A 19480-nucleotide genomic window follows, 5' to 3' on the forward strand; every position below is an offset into this window, starting at 1 on the left:
CGAGGTTTTAGACATGTCAGATATCGCTCTCGAATTCGACGGAGTCTGGAAGAAGTTCAAACAGGGGGAAGGGCACGATTCCCTCAGGGACCTGATCCCCGCCCTCTGCAAGAAGGCGCTCGGGGGAAACCGCGACGAGCTGGACAAGAAGGAGTTCTGGGCGCTGCACGACGTCTCCTTCCAGGTCAAGCGGGGCGAGGCGCTCGGGATCATCGGCCCCAACGGCTCCGGCAAGAGCACGTCGCTGAAGATCCTGAGCGGCATCCTGCGCCCCAACAAGGGGAAGATGCAGGTGAACGGCCGGATGAGCGCTCTGATCGAAGTGGGCGCCGGCTTCCACCCGGACCTGACCGGCCGCGAGAACATCTACTTGAACGGTGCCATCCTCGGGATGAAGCGCGACGAGATCAGCCGCCGCCTGGAGGAGATCATCGACTTCTCCGGGATCTCCCAGTTCATCGACACCCCGGTCAAGCGCTACTCCTCGGGGATGTACGCCAGGCTCGGGTTCGCCATCGCCGCCCACGTCGATCCGGAGATCCTCCTGGTGGACGAGGTCTTGAGCGTCGGCGACTACACCTTCCAGGCCAAGTGCATCAAGAAGATGGAGGAGATCCTCGCCAACGGGACCACGGTGATCTTCATCTCCCACAACATGGAGGCGGTCGCCTCGCTCTGCAACAAGGGGCTCCTCCTCGTCCATGGCAAGGTCCGCTCGGAGGGGGACCCGGCCCTGGTGATCAACGACTACTACATGGTGGGAGGGGCCTGGTCGCCCCAGTCGGTAACGAGCGGCAAGCTGGAGATCACCAGCAAGAGGATCACCTCCGCCGAGGGGGACGCGACCAGCATCGAGCAGGGGGACGAGGTGCTGGTGGAACTGGGAGTGGTCGCCCGCGAGGACTGCGAGGTGGCTCCCGGGCTCTTCCTGACCAGCGGCGGCAAGGTCGTCTTCGATACCACCTACGGCGCGATGCACGGCGAGGTGCTCCGGCTGGCCAAGGGGGAGCGGGTGGATATCGGCTGGCGGTTCGCGGCCAACCTCCCGAAGGGGGTCTTCTCGCTGGGGCTCCACCTGGAGGAGAGCGTCAACCACTTCCACTACTACAACGCCTCCGAGCTGGTCTTCAACGTCCGGCAGTCCAAGAAGTACGTGGGGGACTTCTTTCTCGACCACGCTCTCGACGTCCACCCGCACTTCGCGTGATGGAGCGGATCTGCCTCATCACCGAGACCGGCGGCTACGGCGGCTCCGAGATCCATACCTCCACCCTGGTCCGCTTCCTCAACGCGCGGGGGATCGCCGTGGAGCTCATCTCCTGCCGTAACGACGTCTACGACGATCTCCTCCCCGCGGACGGGATGGCCACCCTGACCAAGACTTCGCTCTCCACCGGGTGCTGCGAGGCGGACGAACTGAGGAGATGGCGGGGACTTCTGGAGGGGGTGGGGTGCCGGACGGTGCTCCTCGTGAAGGGGTGGTGGAAGATGGGGAGCCTCCCTTTCCTGAGGGAGCTACGGCAGAGCTTCGAACGGGTGGTCTTCGTCGAGCACGCCCTTCCCGAGCCGATGCCTCCCCGCTCTTCCCGGCGGTTTCTCGGGGTGATTCCCGGCCTTGGGCTCTGGTGGTACCGGATGCGGCGGCAGCGCGGGCTCCGTTACCGGTACCCCGACCTGGTGGTGGCGGTGAGCGGTGCGGTGGCCGGGCAGCTCACCGGCAACGGGTACTGTCCCCCGGAAAAGGTGCGGGTGGTCACCAACGGGATCGACTGCCGGCGCTACCGGCACGACGCGGTTCAGCGGAAGCTCCTCAGGGAGCGCTACGGGGTAGGGGAGGGGCAGACCCTCTTCGGGATGGTGACCCGCTTCGACGAGATGAAGGGGGTCGACCTGGCCATCGAGGCCTTCCACCGGGTCTCACGCGAGACCGACGCCCTGCTTCTCCTGGTCGGCTCGGGGAAGCTCGAAGAAAGCCTGAAGGAAATGGTGCGGGAGCTCGGCCTTTCCGGACGGGTGATCTTCGCGGGGCAGCAGCGGGAGGTCTGGCCCTTCTACAGCGCCTTCGACATTTTTGTCATGCCGAGCATCAACGAGGCGATCGGGTTGTCCCTTCTGGAAGCGATGGCGGCCGAGTGTCTCCCGGTGGTCAGCTCGGCGGGAGAGATGCCGTCGGTGGTGGAGGGGATCGGGCAGGTGGTGGAGGTGGAGGCGCTCAGGGAGGAGCTGCCGGCCGCCATGATCGAGGCCTCCCGCCTGGATGCGGCGGTAAAGGAGGAACGGCGGCGGCTCGCCAAGGAGCGGGTCTTCGAGCGCTACAACATGGAGCACTCCTACGCCGCCTTCGCCTCGCTGATCGCCTCGCTCTGACCATCCTCACCCCAACCGCTCCCGGGTCCCCCCCCTTAGAAAAAGGGGGGACGGGGGGGATTTATGGCTCACCGCAGTGAAAATCCCCCTAAATCCCCCTTTTTCAGAGGGGGACTTTGAAGCCTCCCGGAAAGGTGAGGATGGGGGAATTGAGATGACGTATTTGAAGAGGAGGGGAACATGGATATCAGCGTGATCATCTGCACCTATAACCGGTGCGACAGCCTCAGGGTCACCCTCTGCTCGCTCTTCGCCCTCCACCTAAGCGACGGCATCTCCGCCGAAGTCATCGTCATCGACAACAACTCCAAGGACGACACCAAAAAAGTGGCCGACGAGTTCGCCGTCGATTCCCCCCTCCCGTTCCGCTACTTCCTCGAGTCCCGCCAGGGGCTCTCCTTCGCCCGTAACCGCGGGATCGAGGAGGCGAGAGGCGAGGTGCTGGCCTTCATCGACGACGACGTCATCGTGGACCGCAACTGGCTCAAAGCCCTCTGCGCCGCCTACCGCGACCGTTCCGTCGCCTGCGTGGGAGGAAAGATCCACCCCCGCTGGGAGATCCCCTGCCCGAGCTGGCTAAAGCGCGAGCTCCACAACTACCTGGCCCTGCTCGACCTCGGCCAGGAGCGGATCCGCATGACCGAGCCGGGGCTTTGGGGGGCCAATCTCTCTTTCCGCGCTGATGTCTTCAAGAAGTACGGGCTCTTCGCCACCGGCCTGGGGCGCACCGCCGGGAAGCTCTACGGGATGGAGGAGGTCAACCTGGTGAAGAGGCTGATCGACGCGGGGGAAGGGGTTTACTACGTCCCCGAGGTCTTTTTAAGGCACTGCATCGGCGCGAACCGGATGCAGAAGGCCTACTTCCGCAAGTGGGAGTTCGACGCGGGCGAACTGGAAGGGCTTTTGCTCGGCGACTACCCGCACCGTAACCTCTTCGGCGTCCCGCTTTTCGAGGTGAAAGAGACGTTCAGGATATTCAAGCGCTGGCTGGCCGCCAAGCTCTCCCGGAGCGAACAGAGCTTCTACGAGGAGCTCTCCCTGGTGAAGAAGGCCGGTTTCATGAGCGGCAGGTTGAAGGTCTACCGCTCACCCAAGACCGAAGGAGGGATGGCGTAAGCCATCGACGGGATTCCCATGAAGACGCTGATCATGACCGCCCATTACCCGCTTCCGGAGTGCACCGGCTCCGACATGCGGACCATGAACTTCGCCCGCTACTTCAAGCGGCACGGGGTGGTCGACATCCTCTGCAAAAAGAGCGATCGCTGCCCGGCGAGCCCTGGGGGGAGCGGCTTCTTCCGGCGCGGGTTCTACATCGACTTCACGGGAAACGAGCGGAGAAGCTTCGCGGGCCGGGTGGCCGACAAGCTCGTCCATCTCAAATCCTGGGCCACCGCCCACTACACCGCCGACAGCGAGCGGGAGATCCGCAGCATCGTGGAGGAAGGGGAGTACGACGTGGTGCTCTGCCGCTACCTCACCCAGGCGTATCCCCTCCTGCGGCTCTCCCGGCGGCTGCGCGGCACCGTCATCCTGGACGTGGACGACATCGTGCTCGATAGCGTCTACGACGCGGAGACCAGCCACCTGACCGGGCTGGCGAGGATCGGCGTCTGGTTCGACCGCTTCACCATGGCCCGCTTCTACGCCCGCTGCATGCACTTTGGCCGGACCCTCTTCTGTTCGGAGGGGGACCGCTCCAAGCTCGCCCGCGGGCGCTCGGCTGCCCACGCCCACGTGGTCCCCAACGTCTGCCCCGAGCCCGCCGTGCCGAACGATTACCGGCAGGACGGCTTCGACCGGCTGGACCGGCTCCTTTTCGTCGGCTCCTTGAGCTACGCACCCAACGCCCAGGGGGCCGCCTGGTTCATCGAGGAGATCCTCCCGGTGCTGACCGGCGAGTTCCCTCACCTTGCCCTGGTGGTGGCCGGCCGCAACCCGCAGCGGGAGCTCATCGAGCTGATCGAGCGGACCCCGCAAGCCGAGCTGCACGCCGATGTCCCCGACCTGACCCCGCTCTATGAAAGCTGCGGGGCGGCGGTGGTCCCGCTCCGGGCGGGAGGGGGGACCCGGATCAAGATCCTGGAGGCCGGCTTTATGAAAAGACCGGTCTTTTCAACCGCCGTCGGCGCCTACGGCCTCGGTCTCACCGAAGGGGAGGATGTCATGCATTTCGAAGATGCAGCCGGTTTCCTCAAGCAGTACCAACACGTGGCGAGCGACCGCAAGCTCTACGGACGGCTCGCGGAGGGGCTTTCCGCCAAGGCCGAGGAGTACGGCGTGGAGAGCTTTTGCCGGAGCATGGACCGGATACTGGCCGGGATCAGCGGGGTGGGGGCCGGCGACTCGTTCCCGGTCCACTGCCACCGGGTCCCGGAAGTGGGAGGTAAACTGCCGTGAATGAACTGGTCTCGGTCATCATTCCCCTCTACAACCGGGAGAAGTATATCGAACACGCGCTGAGGTCGATTGCCGGCCAGAGCTGGCGGGACCTCGAGGTGATCGTGGTAGACGACGGCTCGACCGACTCCTCGGCCGCGCAGGCGAAGCTCCACCTGGAGCGCTACGGGCTGACCGGGAAGGTGATCACCATCTCCAACTCCGGTCCCGATGCCGCCCGCGACATCGGCGTCCGCCATGCCTGCGGGAACTACCTCGCCTTTCTCGACAGCGACGACATCTACCTCCCCACCTTCATCGGCGAGGCGGTGGAGGCGATGCGGACCCAGGAGACGGAATGGGCCTTCAGCGACTTCTACGTCACCGATTCCCAGCTCAAGGTCCTCTTCCGGAAATCGGAGCGTCTCAAGAGGCTCCGCCTGGTGGCCCGCACTACCAGCACCCTCTACGTCTCGCTCATGAGGGAGCGCCTGTTCAGCTACCTGCTCGAGGAGCAGCCCATCCCGGTCAGCGGCCTCGTCATGCGCCGCTCGCTCTACGACCGGGTCGGCGGCTTCCACCGTTTCATCAAGGAGCGGATCCTTTCCCTGGAGTGGGAATTCATGCTCCGCGCCGCGCGCACCTCGCCCATCGCCTACCTCGAGCGCCCCCTGGTGATGATCCGCAAGCACGACGGGAACATCAGCGGACAGGTGGCGAGGCAGGATGCGGGGGAGGTGGCGGTTCTCAAGACCGTGCTCGACCAGTACCGGCTCGACCCGGGCGAGCGGAGGCTGGTGCAGGCCGAGATCGGCAAGAGGAGCTGGCACGTCGGCTACCACTATTTCCTGCAGAGGAAGAACCGGCTCTCCCGTTCCTGGTTCATCGACTCGTTCCGGCACAAGGTGAGCGCCAAGGCCCTGCTCTTCGCCATGGCCACCACGCTCCCCGCGAGCTTCAACCAGCCGTTGCGCAATCTGAAGAAGACCCTCTCTCTTTCATGAGGGGTACTTTACCGGCGAGGTGAATGATGAACGCCCTGTGGATTGCCGAATACTATCCCCCCAGCACCGGGGGGGTGCAGATCTATCTCCGGAACACGGTGCGGCACATGTCCCGCATCCACTCGGTGGTCTTCACCAAGGAACTGGCCGGCCATCCGCTGGAGGATCAGCAGGCGGCGGCCGATGAGTCGCTGCTTCTCCGCGTTCCCCACTGGCCGGAGAAGGACGACGTCCACATCGCGTACCGCCAGCCGGGAAAGCTCTTCCGCCTCTACCGCGACATCCGGCGGGTGCTCCGTGAAGAGACCATCTCGCTGGTGGTGGTCGGCAAGGTTTCCTTTCCGCTGCTCTTCGTGGCCACCCTCCTGAAGCTCACCACCCGGGTCCCGGTCGCCTTCCTCTTCCACGGCGAGGAGATCCCCGCCATCGCGCTCCGCTCCAACCCCATCCGGCGGGTGCTTTTCAAAATGGCCGATTTCTACATCTGCAACTCTAACTACACCCGCGAAGCCCTGAGCGCCTTCTGCCGCCACTCCCGCCCCTCCTTCATCTCCTGCCCGGGGGTGGAGGAGCGCTTCTTCGAACCGGCCGACACCGCGCCGCTCGCCAAGCGGTTCGGAACCGAGGGGAGGCGGGTCATCTACACGGTCGGAAGGCTCGACCCCCGCAAGGGGCACGACCGGGTGATCGAGGCGCTCCCGGCCCTGATCGACCGGATCCCGAACCTCCTCTACCTGGTGGGGGGGACGGGGCGCAACCTGGAGCCACTCAAGCGGCGGGTGAAGGAGCTCGGGCTGGAAGGGTACGTCCGCTTCTGCGGCTTCATCCCCGACGAGGAGATCGTCGCCTTCCACCAGTTGGGGGAGGTCTTCGTGATGCCCAACCGGACCCTGGCCGACGGCGACACCGAAGGGTTCGGGATCGTCTTTCTGGAGGCGGGTGCCTGCGGCAGGCCGGTGATCGGCGGGAACTGCGGAGGGGTACCGGACGCGGTCAGCGACTGCGAGACCGGCTTCCTGGTCGATCCCTACCGCAGCGGAGAGCTGACCGAACGGATCCTCTACCTCCTCGAGCATCGCGCCGAGGCGGTTGGGATGGGGGAGGCGGGGCGCCGCCGGGCCTGGCAGGAGTTTCGCTGGCCCCACCTGGCCGGCCGGCTGGAGGGAGTCTTGCTGGAGGCGGCGGGACGCTAGGAGGATGCGCATGGATACCATCGGCATGCTTTTGATGATCCTCTTCTGGGGCGCCATGCTCCTGGTCGTCTACACCTACGCGGGGTATCCCATCCTGCTGCGGGTGTTAAGCCGCCTTTTCCCGCGCCCGGTGAAGGAGGGGGAGCTCGCCCCGGTGCTGTCGGTGGTGATCGCCGCCTGCAACGAGGAGAAGAACATCGCCGCGAGGCTCGACAACCTCCTCGCCCAGGAGTACCCGGCCGACCGCTTCCTGGTCGTGGTGGTATCCGACGGCTCCACCGACCGGACCAACGAGATCGTCTCCTCCTACGCTCCGCGTGTGCTCCTCCTTCCGCTTACCGAGCGGGTGGGTAAGGCGGCGGCCTTAAACTTCGGGGTGGCCGCGGCCACCGGTGAGCTGGTGGTCTTCGCCGATGCCCGCCAAAGCTTCGCCCCCGACGCCCTGGCCCGGCTTGCCGAGAGTTTTTCCGACCCGGCGGTCGGCTGCGCGAGCGGCGAGCTGATGCTGATCGATCCCCAAAGCGGGGCGGCGGTGGCCGAGATGGGGCTCTACTGGCGCTACGAGAAGGCGATCCGGAAGATGGAGAGCGCCAGCGGGTCGGTGGTGGGAGCCACCGGCGCCATCTACGCCATCCGCCGGGAGCTCTACCGCCCGCTTCCCCAGGGGACCATCCTCGACGACGTTTTCACCCCCATGTCGGTGTCGCTTCAGGGGTACCGGGTGGTCTTCGCCGCGGGGGCCCGCGCCTACGACCGGCTGTCGGAGAACCTCGACCAGGAGTGGGCCAGAAAGGTGCGCACCCTGGCGGGGAACCTGCAACTGTTGGAGCTCTCGCCGTCGCTGGCCGTACCGGGGAAGTCCCCGCTTTGGTGGCGCTTCCTCTCCCATAAGATCTTCCGGCTGCTCGTCCCGTTCGCGCTTTTGGCCATGCTGGGCATCTCGCTTCTCCTCGCCGCGAGGGGAGGGCTCTACCTGGCCCTGTTCGCCGCCCAGCTCCTCTTTTATCTCGCCGCGGTGGCCGGTTACCTGGTCCCCGCCGCCCGAGGGATGCGGCTCGTCAAGCTGGCAACCTTCTTCTCGGTGATGAACTGCGCGGCGCTGATGGGGTGCTGGGTCTGGGCCTCGGGACGCTGCTCCACCGCCTGGCGCCCCGCCTACGCCAAGTGAAGATGAGGTAACCATGAAAGGTATCCCGATATTCATGTACCACGCCCTCGAGGACGCCGGGCACCCGGCCGGTTCCCTCGATCCCGGCGAACAGCGCTACGTGCTGGAAGTGGAGCGCTTCGCCGCCCAGCTCGCCTTCCTGAAAAGCGAGGGGTTCCAAAGCTTTCTCGCCTCCGATCTCGAGAGCCTCACCCGCGTTCCCGAGCGTGCGGTGGTGCTCACCTTCGACGACGGCCACGCCTCGAACCTGACGCTGACCCTCCCGCTCTTGGAGAAGTACGGCTTCCGGGCCGAATTTTTCGTCACCACCGACTGGATCGGGGCGCCGCGCTTCCTGTCGCGGGACGGGATCAGGAGCCTCCAGGCGGCCGGGATGGGGATCGGCTCCCACGGGGCGAGCCACGCCTTCCTCTCCCAGCTAAAGCCCGCCGACCTGGAGCGGGAGCTGCGCGATTCCCGCGAGATCCTTGGGGACATCACCGGCGCCTCCATCGCCTCGCTCTCGGCACCCGGTGGCCGGATCGGTCCCGAAGTGGCCGCTGCCGCGGTTTCCCTCGGCTACCGCACCCTCTTCACCTCGCTCCCCGGCCTCTGGTCCACCGGGGGCTCCCTGCACGAGCTGCCGCGGCTCGCCCTGCGGAACAACCTCGACCAGGCGACCTTCGAGCGGCTGGCGCTCGCCGAGGAGGGGGCGCTCAGGCAGGTAAGCAGGAAGGAAGGGCTTTTGGCTAGCGCCCGCAAGCTTCTGGGGGAGCGGGGATACCGGCTGGTGAGAAGCGTCCTTCTGGGAGGGTGCCTCCATGGCTGACACACCGCTCTTCATCGTGCCGTACCTCTACCAGTCCAACGTCCTTTTGGAGCTGGTCCTTTTGGGGGCGATCGTGGTGGCGCTCTTCCGGCCGCGCCTGCTGGTCTCCCTCACCGCCGCCATGGTGCTGATCCGCCCCAACGAGCGGATGGAGCTCTCCATCCCGCTCATGGAGGTGCTCCCCCCGGCCCTGCTCCTTCTTTTGATCATGCACGCGGGGAAGGTGAGGGAGCTCGCCTCCCGGGCCGAGATCAAATACCTTCACCTTTTCGTGGGGCTCACCCTGGCCGAGACGGTGATCCTCCATCCCGCCACCACCAAGGACGTTCTCCTCTACCTCGCGGTCGGCTTCCTCCTCTATCTCGCCATCCTCCTCTTCATGGCCGACGACGACGGCATCCGCCTGCTGAGCCGCACCGTGCTCGTCTGCGCACTTTTGATCTGCCTGGAGCCGGTCTACTACCACTTCGCCCTGGAGCCTTCCGAAATCAACTGGCAGATCTTCCATCTTCCCAAGAGCGGACGGCTCCAGGCCTGGGGGATGTGGGCGAACCCCAACGAGACCGCCTTCGTCGCCTGCCTGGGGGCGGCCAACGCCTCGCTGCTCGCCTCCAAGTACCCCAATCCGCTGCACCGGCTGGCCGCCCTGGGGACGCTCCCCTTCTTCGCCCTGGTAGTCTTTCTCACCGCCTCCCGGGCCGGGCTTGCCTCGCTCCTTCTCATCTACCTCCCGGTGGCGATTCTCTCCCGCCGGTCCATGGTCCGTTTCGGGGCGGTGGCCGTCGTGCTGCTGGCGCTCGTCACCGCGCATCTCTTCACCCCGGAGCGTACCGACGAGCAGGCTTCCACCGACGACCGCAGCGACCTCCGCTACCGGGGCGAGCAGGTGGTCAAGGCGTTCCCGCTCGCCGGGGTCGGCTTCCTGCAGGCGCGCAACGAGGTCGGCAGCAAGCCGCTCCATAACAGCTACCTGCAGGCCTTCGCCGAGACCGGCCTCCCGGGCGGCTTCCTGCTGACCGCCTTCCTCGGGGGGCTTTTGAAACGGCTCTACGGGGCGGTCCGCACCGGCCGCGAAAAGGACAGCCATCACCACCTGGTCTACGTCCTCGGCTTCTTCGTGAGCAGCCTCTTCTACCTCTTCTGGGGGAACCAGCTCCTCACCATCATGTTCTTTTTGCTGGTGGCCCAGACGGTGATCGCCCTGCGCAACGCCGAGGCCCCGGCGGCGGTGGCGGTCGAGGAGGAGGATCCCTGGCCCGCCTTCGACGGGGACCAGGTGGTGGTCCGCCCCGCCGAGCCATCCGAGGGGGAGGTGTCATCTCGATGAGGGATCTCCATCTCGGCAACTGGCTGGGAGGTTACGGCCGCTGGCTCCTCGACGGAAGGGAACGCCGCCCGGCGGAGGGGACCACCCACGTGATCTTCCTCTTCGTGGACCACTTCGAGCCGGCCGGCAAGGAGCCGCGCCTGGCCCGCTGGCTGGAGCTCTACCCGAAGCTTGCCGGCTCCCACCGCGACGCCGACGGCTGCCCTCCCAGGCACAGCTGGTTCTACCCGCTGGACCTCTTCCGGGACGGCGAGCTTGCCGCCATGCGGCGGCTGGTGGATGCCGGGCTGGGGGAGGTGGAGTTCCACTGGCACCACTGCCACGACAGCGAGGCGACCTTCCGCGAGAAGCTTTGGGACGGGCTGGCCGGTTTCCAGCGCCACGGCTACCTCTTGCCGCGCGGCAACGGGAAGGCGGGGTGCTTCGGCTTCATCCACGGCAACTGGTCGCTCAACAACTCCCGCGGGGCCGAATTCTGCGGGGTGGACGGGGAGATCGCCATCCTCAAGGAGGCGGGGTGCTACGGCGACTTCACCTTCCCGGCCCTCCACTCCGCGAGCCAGCCCGCCGAGGTCAACGCCATCTACTACGCCGGGATGCAGCCGGGGTGGGAGGGATACGCCCGGGGGCGCCGCTCGGCAGTCGGGAGGCCGGAGGGGGAGGACGAGTTCCTGATCTTCACCGGCCCCCTGCTGGTCAACTGGCGGGACTGGCGCTTCGGCTGGCACCCGATGATCGAGAACGGGGAGATCGGGAAAAGCCGCTCCCACGGCGATCCCACCCGCATCGATGCCTGGGTGCGGGGAGGGATGCGGGTCGCCGGGCGGCCGGAGTGGCTCTTCGTGAAGGTCTTTTGCCACGGCGGCCAGGACTGGGAGTCCGTGCTCTCTCCCGAGACCGGCCGGATGTTCGACTACCTGGAAAGCCGCTACAACGACGGGGTGAATTTCCGCCTGCACTACGTCACCGCCCGCGAGGCGTTCAACCTGGTGCGGGCGGCCGAGGCGGGGTGCGCAGGTGATCCGGACCGCTACCGGGACTTCGCGATTCCCCCCGGTGAGATGAGGCCTGCCGGTTCGGCGGCCGTTGCGATGGCCGGCGCCGCGGCGCCGTGAGGAGGGATCCATGACGGGCAAGCGACTGAAGGTGTGCCACGTGGTCTCCCGGCTGGAGGTGGGAGGGATGGAGAACGGGGTGGTCAACCTCTGCAACGGACACGACCGCTCCCGGATCGAGCCGATGATCTGCTGCCTGAAGGGGACCGGTCCCATGGAGGGGCGCCTGGCTGGCGACGTGCGGGTGGAGTGCCTGGGATTTCCCGAGGGGCGGGACCTGACCCGCGTCCTCACCGTGGCCGGTTTCTTCAGACGGATGCGCCCGGACGTGGTCCACACCCACGGCTGGGGAGGAGGCGCTTGGGACGGGGTGGTCGGGGCCCGGCTGGCGGGCTGCCCGGTGATCATCAACGGCGAGCATGGGCTGATCTTCTCCCGCCCTCACCAGGTGCTGGCCCAGCGGATGCTGGCCCGGCTCGCCACCAGTTTCTTCTCGGTGTCCCAGGGGCTGAAGGAACGGGTGGTCCGCACCCTCGGGATCTCCGCCGAGCACATCCGGGTCATCACCAACGGGGTCGACCTCGACCGTTTCGCCCCGGGGATGGGGGGGAAGGGGTTCGGCTCGGCCGGCAAGCGGGTGATCTGCTCGGTCGGGACCCTCAAGAAGGAGAAGAACCAGCTGATGCTTTTGAAGGCGGTCAGCGAACTGGTCCGCTCCGGCTTCAGGACGGAATTCGAGCTCTGGCTGGTGGGGGACGGCCCGGACCGGGGCGAGCTGGAGGCCTTCGTGGAAAAGGAGAAACTCTCCGGCCGCGTCCGCTTCCTTGGCCGCCGCGAGGACATTCCCGCCCTTCTGGCGGAGAGCTCGGTGCTGGTCTCCACCAGCAAGGCGGAGCACGAGGGGCTCTCCAACGTGATCCTGGAGGCGATGGCGAGCGCGCTTCCGGTGATCGCCACCCGCTCGGTGGGGACCGGCGAGGTGGTGGTGGAGGGGAAGACCGGCTACCTGGTCCCCGAGGACGATGTCTTTGCCCTTTGCAACCGGTTGAAGGCGCTGCTGCAGGATGCGTCTCTCTCCCGGCGGATGGGGGACGCGGGGCGGGCCCTGGTGACCGAGCGGTATTCCATCGCCGCCATGATCGCGAGTTACGAGGAAGAGTACCAACGGCTGTACCGCCGGGTGACCGGATACGAGATCGGCTGGCCGGCGTGGAGGGGAGGGAAAGAAGATGAGGTACATGAAACAGCTTGATGCCATTCGTACTTTCGGTGTCTTCAGCGTCTTTTATGTTCATTTCGTCAGTACGCACCTGCCGAAGCCAACCATCTTCGGCCATGACATCTACCTCGGCTCCACCGCCCTCGATGCCTTCTTCGTCATGAGCGGCTACCTGATAACCGGGCTGCTGCTCAAGGGGAGGAAGGATTACGAGGCCGGCATCGTCTCCCGCGGGACGGCCTTCAAAGAGTTCTATGTGCGGCGGAGCCTCCGGATCTTCCCGATCTTCTACCTGACCCTGGCGATCGGCTACCTGCTGGATATTCCGCCGGTCAGGGACTCCATCGGGTGGCACGCGAGCTACCTCTCCAACCTCTACCTCTCCGATCACGGTTGGGAGCTCGGTTCGGTGACTCATTTCTGGTCGCTGGCGGTGGAGGAGCAGTTCTACCTGCTTTGGCCGCTGGTGATCCTGCTGACCCCCAAGCGGTGGCTTCCCGCGGTGCTGGTGGCGGCCATGGGGGTGGCCCCGTTGTATCGCCTGTACTGCATGGAGAGCGGCACCAACGAGATCCTCCCCTTCGTGCATGCTTTGGGGAACATCGACCTGCTGGCCATGGGGGGAGTGCTCGCCTACCTGAAGATGTACCGGAAGTCCCGTCCCGAGGCGATCGCCAAGGTGATGAGCTTCTGCCTGTGGGTGGGGGGATCCCTCTTCTTACTGGACGCGGTGCTGATGACCTTCGAGATGGCCGGGCGTTTCGCCATCTTCAGCCGCACGCTGGAAGGGATGTGCTTTTGCTGGGCGTTCAACAAGGCCACCGACGGGTTCACCGGACGCCTGGGGGCCTTCCTGGAGTGGAAGCCGTTCCTGTTCCTCGGCAAGATCAGCTACGGCCTCTATCTCTACCACAACTTCGTCCCGTACGTCGCGAAGCCCTACCTCCTGGAACCGTTGCACCTGGAGTTCCTGGTTTCCAACCTGATCGGGAAGTTCGTCACCTACTCCACCATCACCGTTGCGGTGGCGGTCGCCTCCTGGTACCTGGTCGAGATCCCCATCGGGCGTTTCCGGGATTCGCTGCGCTTCGGAGAGCGAAGGGAGCGAAGGGAACGGGTGCCGGCGGGGGCGGTGCCGGAGGCCAAGTGACCGGCTGTTATGCAATTTTCGGGAGGGAGCATGTCCCTGTATGACCGGATAAACAAGAAGATCCTCTTCCCCGCCTACCTCGGGATCACCCGCAACGTGGATCTCGGGCGGCTCGCGGAGCTCAAGAAGAGCCAGTACCTCCCGCCGGAGGAGATCCGCGCGATCCAGTTCGCGAGCATGAAAAGGCTCCTCGCCCACTGCTACCGCAACGTCCCCTTCTACCGCGAGCGCTTCGACGAGGCGGGCTTCCACCCGGACGACTTCCGCGGGGAGGACGATCTGCAACGGATACCGACCCTCGCCAAGAAGGATCTCCAGCAGGAGCGGGAGCGGCTGATCGCCGTCAACATCCCCCGTAGCGAGCTGATCGCCGACGCCTCGGGGGGATCGACCGGGAAGCCGACGAGCTTCTTCAAGGACCGGCAGCGCAACCGGCTGCGGAGCGCCGACAAGATGCGCCACGACATGTGGTGCGGATGGGAACCGGGGGAGAGCTACGCGACCCTGTGGGGAGCCCAGCGGGAGTTCGACCTTCAGCCCCCCCTGAAAGCGCGCCTGGTCGAGCGCTACCTCTACCGCGCTTTCGGCTTCAACGCCTTCGACATCTCCGAGGAGAAGGTCCTCCGCTGCCTGGAGAGCCTCGAAAAGGTCCGCCCCTCCATGGTGGTCGCCTACGCGAACGTGGCCTACCTCTTCGCCCGCATCGTGAAAAACCGCGGCCTCGACCTCGCCCCCCTCAAGATCAAAGGGCTCGTCTCCTCGGCCGAGACCCTCACCCCGGAGAAACGCGCCGCCATCGAGGAGGCCTTCGCCACCAAGGTCTTCAACCGCTACGGCTCCCGCGAGGTCGGGCTGGTGGCGAGCGAGTGCCGGGCCGGGGAGGGGATGCACGTCAACGCGGAGAACGTGGTGGTGGAGATCCTCAAGGACGGCCGCCCGGCGAAACCGGGGGAGTCCGGCGAGATCGTGGTGACCGACCTCTGGAACTACGGGATGCCCTTCGTCCGCTACCGGATGGGGGACGTCGGGGTGGCCGCCGGCCGGCTCTGCTCCTGTGGCCGCGGGCTTCCCTTGATCGACGGTGTCACCGGGCGCACGAGCGACTTTTTAATCGACGAGCGGGGGGCACTCGTCCACGGCGAGTATTTCACCCACCTCTTCTACGGGCTCCCCGGCATCGAGCAGTTCCAGCTGATCCAGGAGAGCCGCGACCTGGTCACCCTGAACGTCCGTCCCGGCCCGGGCTATCTCCCCGCCGTGCTCGACCCGGTGCTCGAGAAGATCCGCCTCTGCCTGGGAGGGTCGGTCCGGGTGCAGGTCAACCAGGTGCAAAAGTCGCTCGTGGAGGCCTCCGGCAAGTTCCGCTTCACCATCTCCCGGCTCTCGAACGATCATTTCGGCGCCGCCACTTCCCTTTCCACGGAGCGTCCATGAAAGTTGCCTCCATCTGCCACATGTTTCCCAACCGGGTACAGCCGCACGTCGGGGTCTTCGTCAAGGAGCGCCTGAAGCACGTGGCGGAGAAGACCGATCTCACCATGATCGCCCCGGTCCCCTCCTTCCCTTTCATGGAACGGCTCGAGAAGTACCGCGGGCTTAAGGGGCTGGAGGAGGCCGAGATGCTCGAAGGTCTCCTGGTCCACCATCCGCGCTACTTCGTGATTCCCCGCTACCTGAAGTGGATGGACGCCCGCTTCTACGGCTATTCGATGGCCTCCTACATCGAGCGTCTCACCCGCAGCCACGACTTCGACATCTTCGACTTCCACTGGGTCTACCCGGACGGGATCGGCGGGCTGGCGTGGGCCAGGCGGCTCGGGAAGAAGACGGTGGTGACCGTGCGGGGGAACGAGGCGATCTACTTCTTCGACGACTGCCCCATGCGCCGGATCGTGCAGAAGCACCTCAAGGAGTTCGATCACGTTATCTCGGTTTCCAACGACCTGAAGAACAAGGTGGTGGACGAGTACGGGGTGGATCCCTCCCGGGTGACGGTGATCTCCAACGGCATCGACTGCGGCAAGTTCCATCCGCTGGACCGGGAGGGTGCCCGCCGCGCCTGCGGGGTGGGGAGCGGCGAGCATGCCGTCTTGACCGTCTCCCGGCTTTCCGGCGAAAAGGGGCTCGACCATCTTCTCAAGGCCATTGCCCGCCTGGACGATGCGAGCCTCACCCTCACCATCGCAGGCGACGGTCCGCTGCGCCCCATGCTGACCGCCCTTGCCGAGCGGCTCGGCATCGCCGGCCGGGTCCGTTTTCTCGGGAACCTCGACCACGCGGGGCTTTGCAGCTGGTACAACGCGGCCGACATCTTCTGCCTCCCCTCGCTTTGGGAGGGGTGCCCGAACGTGGTGATCGAGGCGCTCGCCTGCGGGACGCCGGTGGTGGCGAGCCGGGTAGGGGGGATCCCCGACCTGGTGCCGGAGCCGGAGTGCGGGGTGCTGGTGACCCCGGGGGACGAGGTCGCGCTGGCGGCCGGGCTCGAGGAGGCCTTGAGAACACGGTGGAACCGGAGCGCCATCTCCCGGCATGGCTCTTCCAACTCATGGAGCGAGGTGGCCGACCGGGTCATCGGCGTCTTCGAAAGGGTGGTGAGCTGATGTGCGGGATATTCGGAATCGTTCATGCCGACCGTGACCGGCCGGTGGAGGAGAGGCAGGTCGCCGTCTGCACCGACCTCATGAGGCACCGCGGCCCCGACGACGCCGGCTACTGGACCGAACCGGGGGTGGGGCTCGGCCACCGGCGGCTCTCCATCATCGACCTCTCGCCCCTTGGCCACCAGCCGATGTTCAACGAGGACCAGTCGATCGCGCTCGTCTACAACGGGGAGATCTACAACTACCGCGAGCTCTACCAGGAGCTCGTGGAGCTCGGGCACCGCTTCAGGAGCAAGTCCGACACCGAGGTGATCATCCACGCCTACGAGCAGTGGGGGACCGGCTGTCTCGGGCGCTTCAACGGGATGTTCGCCTTCGCCCTCTGGGACCGCCCCCGGCGGCTTCTGTGGGGGGCGCGGGACCGGCTGGGGATCAAGCCGTTCTACTACTACCATGACGGCGAGAGCCTGGTCTTCGCCTCCGAGGTGAAGCCGATCCTCGCCACCGGGAAGGTCCGTTCCGAACTTAACGAGCGGGTGCTGGACGCCTACTTCAGCCTCGGCTACGTTCCCGGCCCGGAGACCATGTTCCGGGGGATCCGCAAGCTCACCCCCGGCCACTTCCTGACCTACCGGGACGGCAGGCTTGAGGAGACCGAGTACTGGGATTTCGCCCAGGTGGAGCCCTTGTCGCTACCGGAGGGGGAGTACCAGGGGCGGATCGAGGAGCTCTTCAGGGACAGCGTGTCGCTGAGGCTGAGAAGCGACGTCCCGCTCGGGGTCTTCCTGAGCGGCGGGCTCGATTCGAGCGCGGTGGTGGCCACCATGAGCGAGCTGTTGGCCGGCCCGGTCAACACCTTCACGGTCGGCTACGACCAGACCAAGAGTTTCTCCGAGGAGCCGTACGCCGCCCAGGTCGCCGAGCGCTTCGGCACCAAGCACCACGTCTTCCGGCTGGAGCCGGACGATTTCCTGGGAAGCCTCCGGACACTCGTCGAGTTCGCCGAGGAGCCGATCGTGGAGCCCGCCGCCATCGCCCTCTACCGGATCTCGCAGATGGCGCGGGAGAAGGCCACCGTGCTTCTCTCCGGGGAGGGGAGCGACGAGATCCTGGCCGGCTACTACCTCTACGACCTGATGCTGAAGATCGAGCGGCTGCAGCGGGTGGTCCCCCCGGTCCTCCTCAAGGGGGCCCGCTGGGCGGCGCGGCTGGACGGCCGTCTCAAGCCCGCCAAGTACGGCGATTGGCTGAACCTCGGGCTTGAGGAGCGCTACCACGGCACCTCCAGCTATCTCACCGGGAGCATGAAGGAGCGCCTCTACGCCCCCGGCTTCCAATCCCGCCGGGGCGGCTACCTCGAGGAGACCTTCGCCCGCCACTTCGCCAAGGTGGCCCATCTGCCCGATCCCCTCTCCCGGATGCTCTACGTGGACGCCAAGACCTGGCTCGCCGACGACCTTCTCGTCAAGGCGGACAAGATGACCATGGCGGCCTCCATCGAGCTCAGGGTCCCCTTCCTCGATTACCGGATGGTGGAGCTCGCCACCTCCTTCCCCTCCCGGCTGAAGCTTGCGGGGGGGTGCGGGAAGAAGGTCCTCAAGTCGATGATGCGGCCAAAGCTCCCCGCGGAGATCGTGGACCGCAAGAAGATGGGGTTCCCGGTCCCGGTCGGCCAGTGGTTCGGCAACGAACTCGCGGGGGCGCTCGCCTCCATGCGGATTCCCGAGGAGATGAGCCCGTGGCTCGATCCTGCCCGGGTGGAGTCCGCACTCGCGGGGCGGGAGGGGACCGACGGTGCCCGGCTGGTGATGTCGCTTTTGGTCTTCAAGGCCTGGAAGGAGAAGTACCTATCATGAGAAAAGCGCTGATCGTCTCCTACAATTTCCCCCCGGTCGGCGGCGCCGGCGTCCAGCGTCCGGTAAAGTTCGTCAAGTACCTGCGGGAGACCGGCTGGGAGCCGATGGTCCTCTCGGTGGAGAATCCCTCGGTCCCGGTCCTCGACCATTCCCTTTTGGCCGACATCCCCGAAGGGGTCAAGGTCTTCCGGGCCCGCACCCTCGAACCTTCCTACGCCGCCAAGAGCCGGGTCTCGCAAGCCTCCGGCGGCGTAAAAAAACTCCTCGCCCGGCTGGCCAAGAAGGTAGTGGGGCAGTTCCTGCTCCCCGACCTGCAGGTCCTCTGGTGGCCGGGGCTCACCCGGGAGCTGATCCGCATCCTCTGGCGGGAGAAGCCGGAGCTCGTCTTCGTCTCGGCTCCCCCCTTCTCCTCCTTCATCCCGGTGGTGCTGGTGGCGAGGCTCTTCGGGATCCCGTCGGTGCTCGATTACCGCGACGAGTGGTCCTTTTCGCGGCAGACCTGGGAGAACAGCGTGAAGGGGGGACTGGCCACCACGGTGGACCGGTTCCTGGAGTGGCTGGCGGTCTCCTGCTGCCGCAAGCTGGTGGCGGCCAACACGAGCTACGTCGACGCCATCGAGCAAAGTTTCCCCAAGGCGGCCATGGGGAAGGGGGCGGTGATCACCAACGGCTACGACGAGGAGGACCTGGCTGATCTCGTCCCCACGGTGCGGGAGGACGGGCGGATCAGGATTACCTACGCGGGGACCGTCTGGAAGGCCACCTCGCTTGCCACCTTCCTCTGCGGCCTGGAGATGTTCCTGGAGGGGGACCCGAGCGGCAGGCTTGCGGACCGGCTCTCGGTGGAGATCTTCGGCCGGGTGGTCGACGACGAGATGGCCTCCGTGGAAAGGTTGGCAGAGCGCTATCCGGGGGTGATCACCCTGCACGGCTACGCAGAGCACCGCACCATCATGAGCGAATTGGCCGCCTCCGACCTCCTCCTACTCACCCTGAGTAACCTCCCCGGGGCCGAGAAGATCATCACCGGCAAGGCCTTCGAGTACATGGCGGCCGGCCGCCACATCCTGGCCATCGTCCCCCCGGGGGAGACCGCCGAGCTTTTGCGGGGCAACTACCGGAACCTCACCCTCATCGAGTCCGGCCGAAGCGAAGAGGTGCTCCAGGCGCTACGTGATCTCACCGAGTCGGCCGGAAAGCTCAGGGAGGCGGAACCGGAAGACGTATCGCGTTTCACCAGGAGGAACCTGACCGCGGAACTGGCCAAGGTGTTCGACGAAGTAGCCGGGAGGCATCCGTTGCTGATGCTTCCCCGCCGGGAAGGGTGCCGCCAAACGGAGTAGGGGAGAAATTG

Annotated in this window: 16 protein-coding genes; all 16 read left to right on the plus strand. The window is 66.0% G+C overall.

The window, feature by feature from the left end; translation table 11 throughout:
• The first annotated feature begins 13 nt into the window (after window positions 1-13).
• The 16 genes from L4X63_RS17400 (at window position 14) to L4X63_RS17480 (ending at window position 19469) form a co-directional block, all read left to right on the plus strand.
• Window positions 14-1207, plus strand: coding sequence for an ABC transporter ATP-binding protein (locus L4X63_RS17400; RefSeq protein ID WP_250679928.1), 1194 nt, complete (start codon window positions 14-16; stop codon window positions 1205-1207).
• A complete protein-coding gene (locus L4X63_RS17405) occupies window positions 1207-2367 on the plus strand; it encodes a glycosyltransferase family 4 protein (RefSeq protein ID WP_250679929.1) in 1161 nt (386 codons plus the stop codon). Before L4X63_RS17400 ends, L4X63_RS17405 begins: the two co-directional genes overlap by 1 nt.
• Window positions 2368-2547: 180 nt before the next feature.
• Window positions 2548-3483 carry a glycosyltransferase gene (locus L4X63_RS17410; RefSeq protein ID WP_250679930.1) on the plus strand — a complete coding sequence of 312 codons (936 nt, stop codon included), beginning with the start codon at window positions 2548-2550 and terminating at the stop codon, window positions 3481-3483.
• Between the two features lie 18 nt (window positions 3484-3501).
• Window positions 3502-4767 carry a glycosyltransferase gene (locus L4X63_RS17415; protein WP_250679931.1) on the plus strand — a complete coding sequence of 422 codons (1266 nt, stop codon included), beginning with the start codon at window positions 3502-3504 and terminating at the stop codon, window positions 4765-4767.
• The gene (locus L4X63_RS17420) at window positions 4764-5750 is read left to right on the plus strand and encodes a glycosyltransferase family 2 protein (RefSeq protein WP_250679932.1); all 987 of its coding nucleotides are present in this window, start codon (window positions 4764-4766) and stop codon (window positions 5748-5750) included. The genes L4X63_RS17415 and L4X63_RS17420 overlap by 4 nt, the downstream gene beginning before the upstream one ends.
• A 23-nt stretch (window positions 5751-5773) precedes the next feature.
• Complete coding sequence (locus L4X63_RS17425) at window positions 5774-6943, plus strand: glycosyltransferase family 4 protein (protein WP_284694691.1); 1170 nt, start codon at window positions 5774-5776, stop codon at window positions 6941-6943.
• Window positions 6944-6953: 10 nt separating this feature from the next.
• Entirely contained in the window at window positions 6954-8111 is a 1158-nt protein-coding gene (locus L4X63_RS17435) for a glycosyltransferase family 2 protein (RefSeq protein WP_250679933.1), read from the plus strand.
• A gap of 13 nt (window positions 8112-8124) precedes the next feature.
• Window positions 8125-8919, plus strand: coding sequence for a polysaccharide deacetylase family protein (locus L4X63_RS17440; RefSeq protein ID WP_250679934.1), 795 nt, complete (start codon window positions 8125-8127; stop codon window positions 8917-8919).
• The gene (locus tag L4X63_RS17445; RefSeq protein ID WP_250679935.1) at window positions 8912-10246 is read left to right on the plus strand and encodes an O-antigen ligase family protein; all 1335 of its coding nucleotides are present in this window, start codon (window positions 8912-8914) and stop codon (window positions 10244-10246) included. The genes L4X63_RS17440 and L4X63_RS17445 overlap by 8 nt, the downstream gene beginning before the upstream one ends.
• Entirely contained in the window at window positions 10243-11361 is a 1119-nt protein-coding gene (locus L4X63_RS17450) for a hypothetical protein (RefSeq protein WP_250679936.1), read from the plus strand. The genes L4X63_RS17445 and L4X63_RS17450 overlap by 4 nt, the downstream gene beginning before the upstream one ends.
• A gap of 10 nt (window positions 11362-11371) precedes the next feature.
• On the plus strand, window positions 11372-12553 hold the full coding sequence (locus L4X63_RS17455) for a glycosyltransferase (RefSeq protein ID WP_250679937.1): 1182 nt from the start codon (window positions 11372-11374) through the stop codon (window positions 12551-12553).
• Window positions 12540-13670, plus strand: a complete 1131-nt coding sequence (locus tag L4X63_RS17460; protein ID WP_250679938.1) for an acyltransferase family protein — start codon at window positions 12540-12542, stop codon at window positions 13668-13670. The genes L4X63_RS17455 and L4X63_RS17460 overlap by 14 nt, the downstream gene beginning before the upstream one ends.
• Before the next feature lie 30 nt (window positions 13671-13700).
• The gene (locus L4X63_RS17465) at window positions 13701-15104 is read left to right on the plus strand and encodes a phenylacetate--CoA ligase family protein (RefSeq protein WP_250679939.1); all 1404 of its coding nucleotides are present in this window, start codon (window positions 13701-13703) and stop codon (window positions 15102-15104) included.
• Window positions 15101-16270 (plus strand): glycosyltransferase, encoded by a 1170-nt coding sequence (locus L4X63_RS17470; protein WP_250679940.1) that lies wholly within the window; start codon window positions 15101-15103, stop codon window positions 16268-16270. The genes L4X63_RS17465 and L4X63_RS17470 overlap by 4 nt, the downstream gene beginning before the upstream one ends.
• On the plus strand, window positions 16270-18126 hold the full coding sequence (gene asnB / locus L4X63_RS17475; RefSeq protein WP_250679941.1) for an asparagine synthase (glutamine-hydrolyzing): 1857 nt from the start codon (window positions 16270-16272) through the stop codon (window positions 18124-18126). The genes L4X63_RS17470 and asnB overlap by 1 nt, the downstream gene beginning before the upstream one ends.
• The gene (locus L4X63_RS17480; RefSeq protein WP_250679942.1) at window positions 18123-19469 is read left to right on the plus strand and encodes a glycosyltransferase family protein; all 1347 of its coding nucleotides are present in this window, start codon (window positions 18123-18125) and stop codon (window positions 19467-19469) included. Before asnB ends, L4X63_RS17480 begins: the two co-directional genes overlap by 4 nt.
• Window positions 19470-19480 lie beyond the last annotated feature (11 nt).

It is taken from the genome of Geomonas sp. Red32 (assembly GCF_023652955.1).
GTDB lineage: Bacteria > Desulfobacterota > Desulfuromonadia > Geobacterales > Geobacteraceae > Geomonas.

Bases quoted from the DNA above. Each gene is read 5' to 3' on its own strand.
- L4X63_RS17440 (WP_250679934.1), top strand. From the start codon at position 8,125: ATGAAAGGTATCCCGATATTCATGTACCACGCCCTCGAGGACGCCGGG.
- L4X63_RS17410 (WP_250679930.1), top strand. From the start codon at position 2,548: ATGGATATCAGCGTGATCATCTGCACCTATAACCGGTGCGACAGCCTC.
- L4X63_RS17450 (WP_250679936.1), top strand. From the start codon at position 10,243: ATGAGGGATCTCCATCTCGGCAACTGGCTGGGAGGTTACGGCCGCTGG.
- L4X63_RS17400 (WP_250679928.1), top strand. From the start codon at position 14: ATGTCAGATATCGCTCTCGAATTCGACGGAGTCTGGAAGAAGTTCAAA.
- L4X63_RS17455 (WP_250679937.1), top strand. From the start codon at position 11,372: ATGACGGGCAAGCGACTGAAGGTGTGCCACGTGGTCTCCCGGCTGGAG.
- asnB (WP_250679941.1), top strand. From the start codon at position 16,270: ATGTGCGGGATATTCGGAATCGTTCATGCCGACCGTGACCGGCCGGTG.
- L4X63_RS17405 (WP_250679929.1), top strand. From the start codon at position 1,207: ATGGAGCGGATCTGCCTCATCACCGAGACCGGCGGCTACGGCGGCTCC.
- L4X63_RS17470 (WP_250679940.1), top strand. From the start codon at position 15,101: ATGAAAGTTGCCTCCATCTGCCACATGTTTCCCAACCGGGTACAGCCG.
- L4X63_RS17460 (WP_250679938.1), top strand. From the start codon at position 12,540: ATGAAACAGCTTGATGCCATTCGTACTTTCGGTGTCTTCAGCGTCTTT.
- L4X63_RS17465 (WP_250679939.1), top strand. From the start codon at position 13,701: ATGTCCCTGTATGACCGGATAAACAAGAAGATCCTCTTCCCCGCCTAC.
- L4X63_RS17425 (WP_284694691.1), top strand. From the start codon at position 5,774: ATGATGAACGCCCTGTGGATTGCCGAATACTATCCCCCCAGCACCGGG.
- L4X63_RS17480 (WP_250679942.1), top strand. From the start codon at position 18,123: ATGAGAAAAGCGCTGATCGTCTCCTACAATTTCCCCCCGGTCGGCGGC.
- L4X63_RS17435 (WP_250679933.1), top strand. From the start codon at position 6,954: ATGGATACCATCGGCATGCTTTTGATGATCCTCTTCTGGGGCGCCATG.
- L4X63_RS17445 (WP_250679935.1), top strand. From the start codon at position 8,912: ATGGCTGACACACCGCTCTTCATCGTGCCGTACCTCTACCAGTCCAAC.
- L4X63_RS17415 (WP_250679931.1), top strand. From the start codon at position 3,502: ATGAAGACGCTGATCATGACCGCCCATTACCCGCTTCCGGAGTGCACC.